Below are 16,250 nucleotides of genomic sequence, written 5' to 3' on the forward strand. Positions count from 1 at the left end.
CTTGAGCAGCCTGTGCCTTGCATGCGGGACAAAGAGCTTACAGTTGCAAGGCTGCGGTATTGCCCTCGGACCAGTGGCGCAGCGCCTCCTCGGTAATCAGCAGCACCTGCTCGTCGCCTGAGCTGGTGTCGAGCCAGAACACGGGCAGATCGGGGAAGGCTGCCTCGAAGTACGGCTTTTCATTGCCGATCTCCAGCACCACCACGGCGTCCTTGTTCAGGCGTGCAGGCAAGTCCTGAAGCAGCTGGCGGATGAAGTCCATGCCGTCGGCGCCGCCGGCCAGGGCCAGCTCGGGCTCGGCCTGGTACTCGGCAGGCAGCTTGCCCATGCTGTCGGAGTTCACGTAGGGCGGGTTGCACAGTACCAGATCCCAGGGGCCGGGCACCTGGCTCATGCCGTTGCTTTCCAGCAGTGTCACGCGATCGTGCAGCCCGTGCTTGTCCACATTGATACGGGCGACGGCCAGGGCATCGGTCGAGATATCGGCACCGGTCACCCGGACTTCGGGATACGCCATGGCGGCCAGGCAGGCCAGAGAGCCGTTGCCGGTGCACAGATCCAGCACCTGCACGGTCTTGTCGGACAGCCAGCCGTCGATGCTGCCGTCGGCCAGCAGTTCGGCGATGAAGCTGCGCGGCACGATGGAGCGCTCGTCGATGTAGAAGGGCACACCTACCAGCCAGGCCTCGTTCGTCAGATAGGCGGCGGGCTTGCGGCTGCGGATACGTTCTTCAAAAAGAGCAGCTGTCTGCGCTTGTATATCAAGGGAAACAGGCCGATTTGCGACAGATTCCGGAGCGCCAGGAGTGAGCTCGCTGTCCAGGGGCTGGCCCAGCTTCCAGAGCACCAGCCAGGCAGCTTCGTCCTCAGCCGTTGCCGTGCCATGGCCAAAAGCCACGCCGGCTGCTGTGAGAGCCTGAGCGCCGCTGGCAATCAGTTCGGCAATGGTGTTGCCTGAGATCAGGGGGATGCTGGTGTTGCTCATGCGGTCTGGGGTGCGGTCTGCTGGCGCTGGAGTTGCTCCAGCGTCTTGCGGTAGATGTTTTTCAGCGGTTCGATATCGGCCACGGCAATGTGTTCGTCGATCTTGTGGATGCTGGCATTGGGCGGGCCCATCTCGATGACCTGGGGGCAGATCTGGGCGATGAAGCGGCCATCGCTGGTGCCGCCGGTGGTGGATAGCTCGGTATCCAGTCCGGTTTCATCCTTGATGGCGGCCTGCACGGCCTGCACCAGCGTGCCGGGCGTGGTCAGAAATGGCTGGCCGCCCACGGTCCAGATCAGCGAGTATTCGACGCCGTGACGGTCCAGGATTTCATGCACGCGCTTTTGCAGGGAGTCGGAACTGGACTCGGTGCAGAAGCGGAAATTGAAGTCGATCACCACATGGCCTGGGATGACGTTGCTGGCGCCTGTGCCGCCATGGATATTGCTGATCTGCCAGCTGGTGGGGGGAAAGAAGGCATTGCCGTGGTCCCAGACCGTAGCGGCGAGCTCGGCAAGTGCTGGCAGGGCCTCGTGAATGGGGTTGCGTGCCAGTTGCGGATAGGCGATATGGCCTTGCACGCCGTTGACGGTGAGCTTGCCGCTCATGGTGCCGCGGCGGCCGTTCTTGATCATGTCGCCAGTCTGCTTGACCGAGGTGGGCTCGCCCACAATGCACCAGTCCAGGCGTTCGCCGCGTTGGCGTAGCTGCTCGACCACGACCTTGGTGCCGTCGACCGAGGGGCCTTCCTCGTCGCTGGTCAGCAGCAGTGCAATGTCGAAGGCGGGCTCGGGCGTGGCCTGCAGAAACTCTTCCAGCGCCACGACAAAGGCCGCGATGGAGGTCTTCATATCACTAGCACCACGGCCGTAGAGCTTGCCGTCGCGGTGCATGGGCACGAAAGGCGGGCTGGTCCATTCCTTGAGCGGGCCGGGCGGCACCACATCGGTATGGCCGGCAAAGACCAGCACAGGCCTATCTGAACCGATGGCGTCTTGTGTAGATTGATTCTGCGTTGGAGAGCGTTTTGCCCACAGGTTTTTTACGCGAAAGTCTGCGGGGCCGCTATCGAGGCGTTCGCAGGTAAACCCCATGGGCGTCAGGGCATCGGCGAGCAGCTCAAGGCAGCCAGCATCTTCGGGGGTGACGGAGGGCAGGCTGATGAGCTGCTCGGTCAGTTGCAGTGTCCGGGACATGGAGGGGCTTCAAACTAAAACAATGCCTAGGCCGCCTAGGCTGGCGGCTTCAGGCGGTTCTGACATCCAGGGTGATTTCCGTAAAGGACGGCATATCGTCATCGCCGGGCAGAATCACATCGGTGACGGCCGGGGCGTTGGCCGCAGTGGCCGCGTGGCTGACGTCATTATCCATGCGCCACATCAGATTGGTGGGCGAGTCGGCATAGGCCAGCGCTTCACTGCGCTCAATTGTGCCACTGCGCACCAGGGCTGCCAGCGCGTCCTCGAAGGTCTGCGAGCCTTCGGCCATGGATTTTTCCATGGCCTCCTTGACGCCGCCGAAGTCGCCCTTGACGATCATGTCGCTGATGAGCTTGGTGTTGAGCATGACTTCCACGGCCGGCACGCGCGTGCCGTTGACAGTACGGACCAGGCGCTGAGAGATCACGGCCTTGAGCGAGGCGGCCAGCTCGCCCAACATGCTGGGGCGAACCTCCTCGGGGAAGAAGGACAGGATGCGATTGAGCGTGTGATAGCTGTTGTTGGCGTGCAGAGTGGCCAGGCACAGGTGGCCGGACTGGGCATAGGCCAGCGCGGCCGACATGGTTTCGCGGTCGCGGATTTCGCCGATCAAGATGACATCGGGTGCCTGGCGCAGCGCATTCTTGAGTGCGGTCGCGAGGGTACTGGTGTCGGTGCCAACCTCACGCTGGTTGACTATGGATTTCTTGTTGCGAAACTGGTACTCGATGGGGTCTTCCACCGTGAGGATGTGGCCGGTGAGCCTTTCGTTGCGTTCTTCGATCATGGTTGCCAGCGTCGTGCTCTTGCCCGAGCCCGTTGCACCAACGACCAGCACCAGGCCGCGCTTTTCCATGACCAGTTCGCTGACGATAGCGGGCAGATTCAGTTCATTGCGCGACGGAATCTGATACGAGATGAAGCGCACGACCACCGCATAGGAGCCACGCTGGCGCATGGCGCTGATACGAAAACGTCCTACGCCGCTCATGGGAATGGCCATGTTCAGCTCGCCCGTCTGTTTGAGCTCTTCTATGGCTTCAGGCTTGACGACCTCGGAAAGCAAGGCCAGCGGAGCTTCGACCGGCAGCTCCTGATTGTTGATGGGGATGCAGATGCCGTTGATCTTGATCAGCGCAGGGGCGCGGGCGGAGAGATAGACGTCCGAGGCCTTTTTTTCGGACATCAGACGCAGAATTCTTTCCATGGTGCTCATTTTTTCTTCATCCTTTTTCGCTCAGCCTCTATATGCGCGCATGTTAGCGTGTGTCAACTCGGTGCAGGTCGCGCTTGATGCGCAAAGCTGATCTCGGGCATGAAAAAAGCCTGCACGCTCGGGAGCGGGCAGGCTTGTGAGCAGGGGCGGCCATGGCAGTGCCTGAATCAAGGCAGCGCAAGCATGGCCAGGGCCCTATCAGTCACGCAGCAGGTCGTTGATGCTGGTCTTGGAGCGGGTCTGTGCATCCACGCGCTTGACGATGATAGCGGCATACATGGAGTAGTCCTTGCCATCCTTGGTCTGCTTGGGAATGTTGCCGCTGACCACCACCGAGCCGCTGGGCACGCGGCCGTAGGTGATTTCGCCGGTTTCGCGGTTGAACAGAGGGGTGGACTGGCCGATGTAGACGCCCATGCCCAGAACCGAGTTCTCTTCCACGATCACGCCTTCGACGACTTCAGAGCGAGCGCCGATGAAGCAGTTGTCTTCGATGATGGTGGGGTTGGCTTGCAGGGGCTCAAGCACGCCGCCCAGGCCCACGCCACCGGACAGGTGTACGTTCTTGCCCACTTGAGCGCAGGAGCCTACGGTGGCCCAGGTGTCGACCATTGTGCCTTCGTCCACATAGGCGCCGATGTTCACATAGGAGGGCATCAGGATGGCGCCCCTGGCGATGAAGGAGCCGCGACGGGCCACGGCAGGAGGCACCACGCGCACGCCGGTGGCGGCGATTTCGGCCTCGCTCATGCCTTCGAACTTGGTGGGGACCTTGTCGAAGAAGTTCAGTGCACCGCCGTTGATCAGGGCATTGTCCTTGAGGCGGAAGGACAGCAGCACCGCTTTCTTGATCCACTGATGCACGGTCCACTGGCCCACACCTTCGCGGGTGGCCACGCGCAGCTTGCCGTCGTTGAGCTCGGCAATCACGTGCTCCACGGCATCCACCACTTCCTTGGGGGCGGCGGAAGGCGAGATATTGGCACGGTTGTCCCAAGCGTTGTCGATGATGGATTGCAGTTGTTGCGTCATGATGTTTTCGGTCAAGGATCGAAAGTTGAGGTGAATCGTTGAGTCATGAAAGGCCTGCACTTGGCAGACCTTGTATGTGGATCAGCGGGTACGGGTTTCGATGAATTGTGCAATACGCTGAGCGGCTTCGAGGCATTCCGCCGTTTCTGCTACCAGAGCCATGCGAATGCGGTTGGCGCCGGGGTTGAACCCCTGAGCCTCACGCGCAAGGTAGCTTCCCGGCAAAACCGTCACACCTGTATGAATATACAGCTCTTTGGCAAATTGTGCATCATCCATACCCAACTCCGGTGGAATTCCGGCCCAGAGATAGAAGCTGGCATCAGGCAGCTTCACATCCATGACTTTGGACAGCACGGGTGTGACCTGCGCAAACTTCTCGCGATAAAGGCGGCGGTTTTCCTGCACATGGGCTTCGTCGCCCCAGGCGGCAATCGATGCCGTCTGCGCCACGGGGCTCATGGCGCCGCCGTGATAGGTGCGATAGAGCAAGAAAGACTTGAGCAGAGCCGCATCACCCGCTACAAAGCCACTGCGCAGTCCGGGAACATTGCTGCGCTTGGACAGGCTGGTGAACATCACCAGATTCTTGAAGTCATGGCGGCCCAGCTTTTGGGCGGCTTCCAGACCGCCCAGCGGGGCTTCTTCCTGGAAGTAGATCTCGCTGTAGCACTCGTCGCTGGCAATCACGAAGCCATGCTTGTCGGACAGGGCAAACAGCTTCTCCCATTCGCCGAGCGGCATCACAGCACCCGTGGGATTGCCGGGCGAACACACAAAAATCAGCTGTGTGTGTTGCCATACCTCCTCGGGCACTGCATCCCAGTTCACGGCAAAGTTGCGCGCGGCATCGCTGGCGGCGTAATAGGGGGTGGCCCCGGCCAGCAGAGTCGCGCCTTCGTAGATTTGATAGAAGGGGTTGGGGCAGATGACGCGCGCACCGGCCTTGGTGTTGTCCACCACGACCTGGGTGAAGGCAAACAGTGCCTCACGCGAGCCATTGACGGGCAGAACCTGAGTTGCAGCATCCAAGTCGATGCCGTAGCGCTGGTTGGCCCATTTCGCACAGGCCTGGCGCAAGGCCGGCAGACCGGCGGTGGCAGGGTAAACGGATAAGCCCTGCAGTTCGCTGCTCAATGCTTTTTCAATGAACGCTGGCGTGGCATGGCGTGGCTCTCCGATGCCCAGACTGATAGGGCGCAGGTCGTCAGGTGGCTGAGCCGAGGCAAACAGTTGGCGAAGACGTTCAAACGGATAAGGCTGTAAGCGAGAGAGCAGGGGGTTCATAGTTGCACATTATGGGCTGATGCCATTTTCGCATGAGAAAACAGCGCTCATAGTTTTGAGTTTGCGGGTTTGCAGGCTCCATGAATTGCAATTTGTTACGTAAGCTGGGCGACAGAGCAAGTGGCTACCGTGAGCGTGCTGCGAGGTCAGCAAACGAAGTCAACAACAAAAAACGAATGGAGACAGGCAATGCAAAAGCGCATCTTGCCCGACAAAAAAAACCGCGTACTAGTGAGGAATTCCGGAGTGCTGTGGTTGGGGCTGCCATGGTTGCTGGCGGGGCCTGTTTTGCCAGTGCTGGGCCTGAGCGGAACATGGCAGCTGGGTTGGTTGCTGCTGTGGGGCCTGGGAGTGCTGTTATGGGTCGGTGCTCTTCACAGAAGCTGGCAGCAGCAGTGGCTGGACATGCAGCTTGCGCTTGAAAAAGTCGCTCATGGAGACCTGAGTCTTGGCGTTGCCGCAGAGCCGCAACAAGGGGTATCCGCATCAAGCCTCACCAAGTCCATGGTGCATGCGCTGTCGGCCATGGTGGCCGATGTTCGCAGCAACGCTGCCCTGGTTGCCCAGGCAGGACAGAGCATGGTCAAGGATCATCAGGCCTTGTCTGAACGAACCGAGATGCAGGCGAGCAATCTGGCGCAGACGGTGGTCAGTGTCGAGCAACTCACCGCAGCGGTTGAGCACAATGCGGAAGTGAGCAAGGCAGCACATTCCCGCGCTGACGGCGTGTGCGCCGCTGCCGATCAGGGCGCCCAAGCCATGCAGCATGCGGTGCAGTCGGTGGAGCTGATCGAGCGCAATGCCGGGCGCATGCGAGAAATCATTGGCGTGATTGACGGCATCGCCTTTCAGACCAATATTCTTGCCTTGAATGCAGCGGTGGAGGCTGCCAGAGCCGGTGAACAGGGGCGCGGCTTTGCCGTGGTGGCCAGTGAGGTGCGGACGCTGGCCCAGTGTAGCGCCGAAGCAGCCAAGGAGATTCGGCAACTGATCGGCGAGACCGTGCAGCAGGTCACTCAGAGCACGCAGCAGCTACGCAGTGCAGGCGAGGAGATCCAGGGAGTGACGCGGGCCATTCACGATGTGGTCGCCCATATGGGGACGCTTGCAGACACGGCCAGCAGCCAGAGCTCGGGCCTTCAGGAAATCAGCAATGCCGTGCGTCAGATCGATGAAATCACCCAGAACAACGCCCAGATGGTAGGTCAGGCGCTTCAGCAGGCGCAGGAGTTACAGCTGCGCGCCCGGCATCTGTCGGATGCGGTGTCGCGCTTCAGGCTGCAGCAGGGCACAGCCGAGGAGGCTGTGGCTCTGGTGAATGCGACCATGCGGCAAGCCAGAAGCTCGTCCAGTGTTGCCAGCCTGCTGCAGACTGTCACCGATCCTTCGCAGCCGTTCCACGACCGCGACATGTATGTGTTTGCCTTGTCTTCCGAGGGGGAATACCGGGCCTTTGGTGGCAATCCGGCCAAAGTGGGGCTGCGCGTTCAGGATGTGCCCGGCATCGACGGCGATAGCCTGATGGCCGACATAATGGCCCAGGCCGAGCTTCGTCCGGGCTGGGTGGAATACGACTACATCAACCCCAGCAACCAGCAGGTGCAGACCAAGATGTCTTATGTCTGCAAGCATGCAGGCTTGTACTGGGGCTGCGGTGTTTACAAGAGCCTGATCAGTGCCTAATGGGGTCCTGATGGGCTCTTGTCGCCATTGAATTTTGCTGCATCGGGAGCAAAAGCGCTTTTCTCAAGCGCCAGGGGCTGACTGGGTATCAGGCTCCTGCGCGCTGGGCTTTGGCCCTGGCCAGAATGGCGGCAAGCGTGGCCTTTTTGTCTGTGGCGGGCGTTGACGGTGTGTCGGCTTGAGCGCCAGTTTCTTCAGCTGGGGCTTGTGCCGTGGTGCGTACCGGTGCGTTGGCCTTGCGGCCTGTACGCAGCAAATGCGCGCCATAGCGGCTGCGGGCATGCTCGGCCTGCCCAGTACTCCAGGCGGACCAGCCTGTGGCTTCAGCGCTGGCGTTGACAAGCTCTATGCAATCAACGGGGCAGACGGGGATGCACAGCTCGCAGCCCGTGCAATGCTCGGCAATCACGGTATGCATGCGCTTGTTGGCGCCCAGAATAGCATCGGTAGGGCAGGCCTTGATGCATAGTGTGCAGCCTATGCACCAGGCTTCGTCTATCACGGCCAGGGTGCGCGCTGCTTCCATGCCGTTTTCGGCGTTGAGCGGCAACTCAAGCCTGCCAGTGATGGCAGCCAGACGGCGCACGCCTTCCTGTCCGCCTGGCGGGCATTGATTGATGGCGGCTTCTTCGCTGGCAATGGCCTCGGCATAGGACGCGCAGTCGGGGTAGCCGCAGCGCGTGCACTGTGTCTGGGGCAGGGCTGCATCAATGTTCGCAGCCAGTGCTTGAAGCGAAGAGGCTGCGGACATGGATGAGTTCATTCTGGTCTGGTGAGCCTTTACGCCCTGGCGCGATGGGCATCGCGTCCTTTCTGGGCAGGGGCGCTATTTTGACCTGTTTTTACCGCCTTGGCAGACTTGTCTGCATGTGCCTCGCTGCTTTCCAGTTCGGGGCCGTCGTCGCTGACGCTGCTCAGATGGCCAGCAGCGCTGGCGGCCGTGGCACTTGCGGGCTGATGTGCCAGGATGAAGTCGCGCACTTGCGGGTAGACGGTCTTGCGCCAGCGGCTGCCACTGAAGATTCCGTAATGGCCTGCGCCTTGCACTTCGATATGGTGGCGCGCCTCGGCAGCGATGCCGGTGCATAGATCATGGGCGGCGCGGGTCTGGCCGGCGCCCGAGATATCGTCCAGCTCGCCCTCCACCGTCAGCAAGGCGGTGTTCCTGATGTCCTGCGGACGCACCAGCTCAGCCTTGCCTTGCTCGTTCCTGACTTCCCAGGTGCCCTTGACCAGCTTGTACTCCTGGAACACGGTGGCGATGGTTTCCAGGTAGTAGTCGGCGTCCATGTCCAGTACGGCGTTGTACTCGTCATAGAACTTGCGGTGATGCTCGGCGCTGGCTTCGTCACCCTTGATCAGGTCCTTGAAATAGTCGTAATGGCTGTTGGCGTGGCGGTCGGGATTCATGGCCACAAAGCCCGAGTACTGCAAAAAGCCGGGGTAGACGCGGCGGCCGGCACCGGGGTAATTGTTCGGTACTTCGTAAATGACGTTGTTCTCGAACCACTCGTAGCTGCGGGTTTCGGCCAGGTTGTTCACGGCCGTCGGCGAGCGGCGCGCATCGATGGGGCCGCCCATCATGGTCATGGACAGCGGTGTGACTTCGCCACGGCTGGCCATCAGAGAGACCGCCGCCAGCACCGGCACCGTGGGCTGGCAGACGCTGACTACATGGCACTGGCCATAGCGCCCTTGCAGATAGCGAATGAACTCCTGTACATAGTTCACATAGTCGTCCAGGTGGAATTCACCCTCGGACAATGGCACGATGCGGGCATTTTTCCAGTCGGTGATATAGACCTTGTGGTCTCCCAGCATGCTTTGCACGGTGTCGCGCAGCAAGGTGGCGTAGTGGCCGGAGAGTGGGGCCACGATAAGCACCACAGGCTGGCTGAGCATGAGATCCAGCGTTTCTGGGTCGTCGGAAAAACGCTTGAAGCGGCGCAGCTCGCAAAACGGTTTGTCGATCTCCACGCGCTCGCGAATGGTGACATCCACGCCGTTGACTTCGACGTTATGCAGATCGAACTCGGGCTTTTCGTAGTCCTTGCCCAGGCGATACATGAGGTTGAAGCCCGCAGCCATGCGCTGGGCCATAGGCACCTGGCTGAAGACCGAGTGAGGGTTGTTGTAGAACTTGGAGGCGGCCTGGGCAAAGTCTGCAAATGGCTCGACCATTGCGCGTTGCATTTCGTAGATCTGATAGAGCATGGGACGCACTTTTGCGGGTTATGTTGCAGTGCAATATAACAGCACAGTTTGACATGCGAAGTAGTGAATTCCCTTCAAATGGCGGATCTGCTGGGATTGCGCAACGCAGGCCGGATCTGACTGAGTTTGAAAGTAAAAAAGCTGACCGAAGTCAGCTTTTTCATGAGTGCTCAAAGCATCTGCTCTGCGGGTTCCCGTTGAATCTCGTTCGGCTTGGTGCGGGCCAGTTTCATGACCTCGTGCGGCGGCAGGGTCTTGAGGCGGTGATCACTCCAGACCTGGCGCCAGCGGCGTGCACCGGCGAGGCCATTGCGTAGCCCCAGCATATGCCGGGCAATCGAATACCAGTGCGTGCCATGCTCGCGCGCTTCGCGCTCCATATACAGCACCATCTGCTCTTCAATATGCTCTCGTGTGCGTTCCCTGCTCTTGTCCTGATAGTAAAGAGCATCCCAGGACGACATCCACCAGGGGTTGTGATAGGCCTCGCGGCCCACCATGACTCCGTCGACCTGCTGCAGCTGCTGCAGCACTATTTCGTCGGTCTTGATGCCGCCGTTGACGGCAATTGTCAGGCCCGGAAAGTCGCGCTTGAGCTGTGCCACGACCTCGTAGCGCAGCGGCGGGACTTCACGGTTTTCCTTGGGGGAGAGGCCTTTGAGCCAGGCGTTGCGAGCATGAACCACAAACACCTGACAACCTGCGTCGGCAACGGTTCCGACGAAGTCACGTACGAAGTCGTAGCTTTCGATTTTGTCGATGCCGATCCGGTGCTTGACGGTGACCGGCACGGACACCACATCTGCCATGGCCTTGACGCAATCGGCCACCAGTGCGGCCTCGTTCATCAGACATGCGCCGAAAGCGCCGCGCTGCACGCGTTCGCTAGGGCAGCCGCAGTTGAGATTGATCTCGTCATAGCCCCATTGTTCACCCAGGCGCGCGCTATGCGCCAGATCGGCTGGCTCTGAGCCACCCAATTGCAATGCAACAGGGTGTTCTTCGACTTCAAACCGCAAATGGCGAGCCACGTCGCCATGCACCAGCGCTCCGGTTGTCACCATTTCGGTGTAGAGCAGGGTGTGCTGGCTTAGCAGTCGGTGGAAGTAGCGGCAATGCTTGTCTGTCCAGTCCATCATTGGCGCCACGCTCATGCGCCACATGCTGCTATCTATTTGTTTTTTAACGGTTTGTTCGGTGCTCATACTATGAAAAGTGCCTTGTGGTGCACTGAAATTTGACCCTGTTTTAGCCCGTTCTACCGGGTTTTTGATGTTAGTGCTGCGTTGATGCGCCCCGAGTTTCATGGAGCACTGATTGAGACCATCACCCAGAGAAGGAAAGCCGATGGCGTCGTATCGTCTCGGGCTCAGATCGCAGGAGTGGCTGCATAGACGTGAAGCAGAAATCGAGGAGGCCCAAGCGACAGGCCTGCATATTCAAGGTCTCGTCACCCTCAAGCAGATACTGCAGGATTATGTCAGCGATGCAAAAGGCATCGTGGCATGGGGGCGGTCCAAGACGGCCGACATCACCCGGTTGCAGAAGGCCAAGCTGGCGCGCCGGGATGCTAGGCATCTGCGTGCCATTGACTTCATCGAGTACGCCAGGTGGCGCCGTACCGAAGAGGATGCAGGCCCGGCCACAGTGCTCAATGACATCGTCTGCTTGAACACTGGGGGCATTGCCCAGGGGGTTGAAGCAGGGTGAAAAGCTGGTCAAGCAGGACCAGCACGCGCCTTATGCTGGCTGCACTGCTTCAGCCTCTGATTGTTGATAGACAGCCACGCGGTTTCTGCCTTCACGCTTGGCTTTGTAGAGCATTTCGTCGGCGTATTTGATAACCGTTGGAATGTCGGAAGAGCTGTTCGGCCAGCTTGCCACTCCCAGGGAAATGGTAATGTGGCCCACGCCTTCAAACACTGCTGCTTCCACTTGCTTGCGCAAGCGCTCTGCGACTTGAACTGCGGTCGTTTCGCTGGTTTGAGGCAAGACAATTAAGAATTCTTCACCGCCAACACGACAAGGTAAGTCATCTGCGCGTGAGACAGATTTCATCTGCTTGGCCAGGTCACGCAAGACGATGTCACCTGCATCATGCCCAAAGGTGTCGTTGACCTTCTTGAAGTGGTCGATGTCGATAGAAACTACTGAGAAAATCTGGCTGGACGCTTCGAGCTTTTGCAATGCTGCTTCCAGGCTTCGACGATTGCCAAGCTTGGTCAAAGGATCAGTCTTAACATCATCCTGAAGCTTTTGTATGTTTCTATTGAGCAAGGAAATGCCAATTAACATGGCTTTTTTCAACTCATAGGACTCCACGTACCACGATTTTATTTTCTGTATTTTCTTCTCTGTTTCCGGGTGGCCTATGTTTTTTGCGCCTTCAGACAGCAATTGCAGTGGTTTTGCAATTCTGTTTGCGCACCAACAGATTAGAAATACAGAAATTGCCGCTATAGGTAGCGTCTTAAGAATTACTTGCTTCATCAGTGAGTCCAATGGAGCAAGGGTTGCTGACAGGGGCCTCTGTGCAACGACTCCCCAGTTCGTGGTGGGAATAATTGCATAGCCTGAAATCATCTCAACCCCACGAGTATTCTTGACGATCTGGCTGCCAGATTCACCATTTTGAATTTTCCCGATGATTTCATTGCCGCTCACGAGTGTTCCTACTCGATTTTGGTCAGGATGATAGACAAGCTTTTTGCTCTGATCGACGACATACAAGTATGAGCCATCTTTGTAATAGTGCGTACCAAGCAGATGGTTGAGGATGCTCTGTTGGTTGAGGTAGATCGTTCCTCCAACCATGCCTAAATAGTTGCCAGATGGGTCGTGGATAGGGTGAGAGATGAATACCAGCAAATTTCCAATGGTAGAAATATATGAGTCACTAATCAGTGGTTTCTGCGTTTTTATCGACTCTACAATGCCTGGTGTTGTGAGAGTTCTTCCCGTGAGTTTCAGATTTTCAGGTGAAGAAGCTAGCACACTAGAGCGAGCATCAACTATAAGGACAGAGTTGAAGCTTTCTGTCTGAGTTTTGAGTCTCTCTGACTCTGATTTTAGTAATTCGATGTTTTTGAAGTCTTTGGATAAATAGACTGAGCTTGCAGCTAGTTGTTGTTGGGCTGCCTTAAGGAAATCATCAGTGCTCTTTGCCAGTTTTGTCGCGTAGACGAAATACCCATTGAGATTTTCATCTATGAGTTGTTGGCGTTGAACTGTATAGGCTGCGTAGAATGTATTAACCAAGGAGACAAATGTGCTGGCAACCGTGAGCAATAGGATCAAACGCCTAAGATCAATCTTGCAAAAAATCTTGCTTATGTTGAATTTCACAGAGTTCCCAGAAAACAGGCGTTAACAAAAAAACTATCGATACGCGCTAATCTATTTGTTTATTTTACTGTTATGTGAGAATTTGCTGGGGTTAGTACCTGTGTAAAAAGTGCAGACTCTGTTGACAGGTTCATTTCCCGTCGGCGGCGGGCAACGTTGGCAAGTCGCTGTACGGCGTCATAGCCGCTTGCCTGATTGCATGGATCAACCCGCGATGTCTGCAACCGGTCAAGAATGCGAGACTTCTGAGTCAGCACCTCACAGTTCTCCACTCCTGCTCGGCCTGAACCTTCTTCTGGTCGATGTAGGCAGCCAGCTTGCTTGCATCCATAAACCACTGGCTCTTGTTGGACCCCAGGCGATAAGCAGGCACGGACAATGCCTGCTTGTTCGCGGCTTCAGCGGCGCGTTTGGGGCTCAGGCCGAAGAATTCCATGCAGCACTTTTCCAGAGGGATGTTCACGTCGCCGTAGATGGCGAGCAGTGCGAAGTGGGTGTTCATGGTGCGGCCCTCTCTTTATTCTCATGAGCAGTCGGACGCTCTGGGGCTGAGAGCAGCTCCTTGGGGACGTTGAAGAAGTTGAGCTTGCCCTCCCAGGGCTTGAACTTGATGGCGCTGCTGTTGCGCAGCACAAAGCCCCAGCTGCCTTACTGCTTCCACTTCGAGTGGTGCTCCTGCACGCAGTCGGTCACATGCGTCCAGCCCACAAAGCCGCCGCGCTGCAGCTCGTCGTAGGCGGGCAGGTCTGCCGGTAGCAGGCCCATGTTGTCCAGCTCCTGCACGACCTGGTCGTAGTAGTTGCGGGTCATGGTCAGGCCCTCGTGGATGAGCAGGTGGCCGTGAAAGTTGGTGGTAGGCCAGTCGCGGTTTTCTATGTCCTTGTGGCCGTTGACGATCAGCTAGGCCCAGGGCTGACGAATGTTGAGGGCGGGGATCATGCTAGTGTCTCCTGTGCTTCTACTGCCAGCAGTTTTGTGTAGTGAACGCGGATGACCCAGTGCTCCGTCATTTTCGGTGGGCTAGGCGTGGGGGTCTGCCGGCAGCTCGATCAGGAATGCGCGGTCGCCCATCTTTTGCTTGATGACTGCCAGGTGATGGTCGGTGGTGAAGGTGAAGGTGAAGGCAGGGGGCTAGTGTCGAGGAGACTGTGCAGGGGCGAAAGAAGGAAAAGACGTTTGACTAGAGCAGGTTCAACCATCGGTTTGAGAACTTTAAATTATTTTAATGTAACTTACATGAAATTTTGAAGGGTTCCTTAAACCCTGTATGGATCAATTACCGATCCTTGGTCTTCCAGCTGTCAATGGGCTTGCCGTACATCTGCTCGATAGCGTCTTTGTAGTGGGCCATCAAGTTCTTTCGCTTGAGCTTGAGAGTAGGGGTCATCAGGCCGTTGTCAATGTTCCAGCTATCCCTGACCAAGTGGATGGCTCTGGGCACTGCATAACGCGCGAAGCTGTGTGTCTGCTTTTCGATTCGGGTAAGTGCTTCTCTCTCTGCTGCTGCATGGTGCAGACTGGATCCGTCTTTTGGGTTCAGGCCAACACTCCTGGCGAGCATTTCCCATTCCATCTGACTAACAACCGCAATACAGGCAATGAAGGGACGATCCTCGCCAACCACAAACACTTGCTCAAACAGGGGATCGACGAGGATGGCCTGTTCCACATCATTGGGAGGCACTTTCTCGCCCGTCGATGTCACAATGATTTCCTTGATGCGACCTTTGATTCGGATGCGGCCATCTTCGATTGAAGCCTGATCACCGGTTCTCAGCCATCCATCGGCAGTAAAGGCTTTGGCAGTGTCTTCCGGACGATTCCAATAACCGCGCATCACTACCGGGCCAGACACCTGCAACTCCTGGTCCTCGCCAATTCGAACCTCAATTCCCGGAAGTACGCGGCCAACGGTATCGGGCCAGTTATCGTCGAGTCCATTGGCGCTGACCACAGGAGCGGTTTCGGTCATGCCATAGCCTTGCACCATTGGCAGGCCCAGGCCCAGGAAAGTGCGCGCAATTGTCGGAGACAGTGGGGCGCCGCCACTCACAGCCACACGAAGCCGACCTCCAAACTGTGCAAGTAGGGGCTGGGCGACAAGTTTGCGCAAAAGCCAGCCGGGCAAGACGGAAGCCCAGCTGGCTTTTGCGTCCAGCTGCTCGCCTAGGTGCATGCCTTGATGAGCGCAGAAGCTCTTCCAGCCTTTGTTGACTGCCTCGTCGAACAGCTTGTGCTTGAGAGGGCTGGAAGCAAGTGACTCTTGAACCTTGGCATAAACACGTTCATAGATGCGAGGCACCGAGATCAGTACGGTCGGCCTGACCTGCTTCATATCCTGCGCAAGTTGTGCAACAGAGCGCGCGTAGGCGACGCAGGAACCGGTAGCAACGGCCAGGTAGTAGCCCGCAGTTCGCTCGAAAGTGTGTGATAGCGGCAGAAACGAGAGAAAGACGTCCTCGGGGAAGGCCTTCACACGCTGCATCACCGCGTGTAAATCACTGACTACGTTGTCGTGGGTGAGCATGACGCCCTTGGGCTTTCCCGTCGTTCCGGAGGTGTAGACAATGCCTGCCAGCTCCGTTTTCTTTGGTGGCAGGGGGAGGGCAGAGGTATGCCGCTGACCAGCCTGAAGCCAGGCAGACAAAACAATGACCGGTTTACGCTGCAAGGCCTTGACTGAGTCCTGCTCTGCTTGTTCGATAGGCACGACATAAGCGTTCGATGAATCGTTCGGACGGCCTTGCTGTGCGTGAATGACGGCCTGGAGTTCAGGCAGGTCCTGACCTGTTGCACAAATTTTCTGCCAGGCCTTTGTGTCAGCCACGACCAGCAAGGAAGCCCCCGAATCGGCCAGGATGTAAGCAATGCTTCCGGCATTGTCGATGGCATGCAGAGGAACTGGCACGTAACCACAGCGCAGACAGGCCTGGTCGATGGTCATTGCATCAAAGCCATTGGGCAGCAAGATTGCAACCCTTGCACCGACAGGAAGATTCGAGGCGCACAAGGCGCGGCTCCACAGAGCGACACGTTCGGCTGTTTCGGCCCAACTCAGGCTTTTCCAAGCATTTGTGCCTTCATCGAACTCCCGGTAAGCCTCGGCCGATGGCGTGCAGCGAACGCGCATGGCCAAAAGCTCTGGCAAGGTTTGCACTTGCTCGATAGTCAAATGCTGTTTCTCTGCTTGGAGATCCAGTACATCGGTTTCACTTGCTTGATTCATGCGCTTGCCTTCAGGAAGCGGGCAATTTCCCGCTACGTGAATGATAGCGCCAGAGACATTCAG

At 57.8% G+C, this 16,250-nt stretch carries 14 protein-coding genes; 2 read left to right on the top strand and 12 right to left on the bottom strand.

Translation table 11 applies throughout. The features are described 5' to 3' along the window. Positions 1-37 precede the first annotated feature (37 nt). The 5 genes from prmB to dapC all read right to left on the bottom strand — a co-directional run bounded on the left by prmB (position 38) and on the right by dapC (position 5,719). On the bottom strand, positions 38-985 hold the full coding sequence (prmB, locus tag CTATCC11996_RS08225; protein WP_003075054.1) for a 50S ribosomal protein L3 N(5)-glutamine methyltransferase: 948 nt from the start codon (positions 983-985) through the stop codon (positions 38-40). Then, entirely contained in the window at positions 982-2,181 is a 1,200-nt protein-coding gene (dapE, locus tag CTATCC11996_RS08230; RefSeq protein WP_003075056.1) for a succinyl-diaminopimelate desuccinylase, read from the bottom strand. The genes prmB and dapE overlap by 4 nt, the downstream gene beginning before the upstream one ends. 49 nt (positions 2,182-2,230) lie before the next feature. Continuing rightward, the gene (locus CTATCC11996_RS08235; RefSeq protein WP_003075058.1) at positions 2,231-3,400 is read right to left on the bottom strand and encodes a PilT/PilU family type 4a pilus ATPase; all 1,170 of its coding nucleotides are present in this window, start codon (positions 3,398-3,400) and stop codon (positions 2,231-2,233) included. Positions 3,401-3,598: 198 nt separating this feature from the next. Next, positions 3,599-4,432 carry a 2,3,4,5-tetrahydropyridine-2,6-dicarboxylate N-succinyltransferase gene (gene dapD / locus CTATCC11996_RS08240; RefSeq protein ID WP_003075060.1) on the bottom strand — a complete coding sequence of 278 codons (834 nt, stop codon included), beginning with the start codon at positions 4,430-4,432 and terminating at the stop codon, positions 3,599-3,601. 81 nt (positions 4,433-4,513) lie between these two features. Next, positions 4,514-5,719: a succinyldiaminopimelate transaminase gene (gene dapC, locus CTATCC11996_RS08245; protein WP_003075061.1), complete on the bottom strand. Its 1,206-nt coding sequence runs from the start codon at positions 5,717-5,719 to the stop codon at positions 4,514-4,516. A 189-nt stretch (positions 5,720-5,908) separates the two neighbouring features. Between dapC and CTATCC11996_RS08250 the strand changes: the two genes are divergently transcribed. Then, on the top strand, positions 5,909-7,402 hold the full coding sequence (locus tag CTATCC11996_RS08250; RefSeq protein ID WP_003075062.1) for a methyl-accepting chemotaxis protein: 1,494 nt from the start codon (positions 5,909-5,911) through the stop codon (positions 7,400-7,402). Between the two features lie 88 nt (positions 7,403-7,490). Here CTATCC11996_RS08250 and CTATCC11996_RS08255 read toward each other — a convergent pair whose 3' ends face one another. From CTATCC11996_RS08255 to dusA, 3 genes are all read right to left on the bottom strand, one after another. Continuing rightward, complete coding sequence (locus CTATCC11996_RS08255; RefSeq protein WP_003075063.1) at positions 7,491-8,153, bottom strand: RnfABCDGE type electron transport complex subunit B; 663 nt, start codon at positions 8,151-8,153, stop codon at positions 7,491-7,493. Positions 8,154-8,182: 29 nt separating this feature from the next. Next, positions 8,183-9,616 (bottom strand): polyhydroxyalkanoate depolymerase, encoded by a 1,434-nt coding sequence (locus tag CTATCC11996_RS08260; protein ID WP_003075065.1) that lies wholly within the window; start codon positions 9,614-9,616, stop codon positions 8,183-8,185. 170 nt (positions 9,617-9,786) lie between these two features. After that, complete coding sequence (gene dusA, locus CTATCC11996_RS08265; protein WP_080569843.1) at positions 9,787-10,821, bottom strand: tRNA dihydrouridine(20/20a) synthase DusA; 1,035 nt, start codon at positions 10,819-10,821, stop codon at positions 9,787-9,789. Between the two features lie 142 nt (positions 10,822-10,963). Between dusA and CTATCC11996_RS08270 the strand changes: the two genes are divergently transcribed. Further along, positions 10,964-11,326: a hypothetical protein gene (locus CTATCC11996_RS08270; RefSeq protein WP_003075067.1), complete on the top strand. Its 363-nt coding sequence runs from the start codon at positions 10,964-10,966 to the stop codon at positions 11,324-11,326. 30 nt (positions 11,327-11,356) lie between these two features. Here the strand turns inward: CTATCC11996_RS08270 and CTATCC11996_RS08275 are convergent, their stop codons facing one another. The 4 genes from CTATCC11996_RS08275 to CTATCC11996_RS08285 form a co-directional block, all read right to left on the bottom strand. Continuing rightward, positions 11,357-12,961 (bottom strand): sensor domain-containing diguanylate cyclase, encoded by a 1,605-nt coding sequence (locus CTATCC11996_RS08275; RefSeq protein ID WP_003075068.1) that lies wholly within the window; start codon positions 12,959-12,961, stop codon positions 11,357-11,359. A 250-nt stretch (positions 12,962-13,211) separates the two neighbouring features. Next, positions 13,212-13,463: a pyocin activator PrtN family protein gene (locus CTATCC11996_RS08280; protein WP_003075069.1), complete on the bottom strand. Its 252-nt coding sequence runs from the start codon at positions 13,461-13,463 to the stop codon at positions 13,212-13,214. A 146-nt stretch (positions 13,464-13,609) separates the two neighbouring features. Then, positions 13,610-13,771 (bottom strand): hypothetical protein, encoded by a 162-nt coding sequence (locus tag CTATCC11996_RS25700; RefSeq protein WP_003075071.1) that lies wholly within the window; start codon positions 13,769-13,771, stop codon positions 13,610-13,612. Between the two features lie 466 nt (positions 13,772-14,237). Beyond that, positions 14,238-16,187 (bottom strand): AMP-dependent synthetase/ligase, encoded by a 1,950-nt coding sequence (locus CTATCC11996_RS08285; RefSeq protein WP_003075072.1) that lies wholly within the window; start codon positions 16,185-16,187, stop codon positions 14,238-14,240. Positions 16,188-16,250 lie beyond the last annotated feature (63 nt).

Source organism: Comamonas testosteroni ATCC 11996 (genome assembly GCF_000241525.1).
In the GTDB taxonomy this organism is placed as follows: domain Bacteria; phylum Pseudomonadota; class Gammaproteobacteria; order Burkholderiales; family Burkholderiaceae_C; genus Comamonas; species Comamonas testosteroni.

Excerpts from the sequence above, each read along its gene's own strand:
- prmB (WP_003075054.1), bottom strand. The coding sequence starts at position 985 with ATGAGCAACACCAGCATCCCCCTGATCTCAGGCAACACCATTGCCGAA.
- dapE (WP_003075056.1), bottom strand. The coding sequence starts at position 2,181 with ATGTCCCGGACACTGCAACTGACCGAGCAGCTCATCAGCCTGCCCTCC.
- CTATCC11996_RS08235 (WP_003075058.1), bottom strand. The coding sequence starts at position 3,400 with ATGAGCACCATGGAAAGAATTCTGCGTCTGATGTCCGAAAAAAAGGCC.
- dapD (WP_003075060.1), bottom strand. The coding sequence starts at position 4,432 with ATGACGCAACAACTGCAATCCATCATCGACAACGCTTGGGACAACCGT.
- dapC (WP_003075061.1), bottom strand. The coding sequence starts at position 5,719 with ATGAACCCCCTGCTCTCTCGCTTACAGCCTTATCCGTTTGAACGTCTT.
- CTATCC11996_RS08250 (WP_003075062.1), top strand. The coding sequence starts at position 5,909 with ATGCAAAAGCGCATCTTGCCCGACAAAAAAAACCGCGTACTAGTGAGG.
- CTATCC11996_RS08255 (WP_003075063.1), bottom strand. The coding sequence starts at position 8,153 with ATGTCCGCAGCCTCTTCGCTTCAAGCACTGGCTGCGAACATTGATGCA.
- CTATCC11996_RS08260 (WP_003075065.1), bottom strand. The coding sequence starts at position 9,616 with ATGCTCTATCAGATCTACGAAATGCAACGCGCAATGGTCGAGCCATTT.
- dusA (WP_080569843.1), bottom strand. The coding sequence starts at position 10,821 with ATGAGCACCGAACAAACCGTTAAAAAACAAATAGATAGCAGCATGTGG.
- CTATCC11996_RS08270 (WP_003075067.1), top strand. The coding sequence starts at position 10,964 with ATGGCGTCGTATCGTCTCGGGCTCAGATCGCAGGAGTGGCTGCATAGA.
- CTATCC11996_RS08280 (WP_003075069.1), bottom strand. The coding sequence starts at position 13,463 with ATGAACACCCACTTCGCACTGCTCGCCATCTACGGCGACGTGAACATC.
- CTATCC11996_RS25700 (WP_003075071.1), bottom strand. The coding sequence starts at position 13,771 with ATGACCCGCAACTACTACGACCAGGTCGTGCAGGAGCTGGACAACATG.
- CTATCC11996_RS08285 (WP_003075072.1), bottom strand. The coding sequence starts at position 16,187 with ATGAATCAAGCAAGTGAAACCGATGTACTGGATCTCCAAGCAGAGAAA.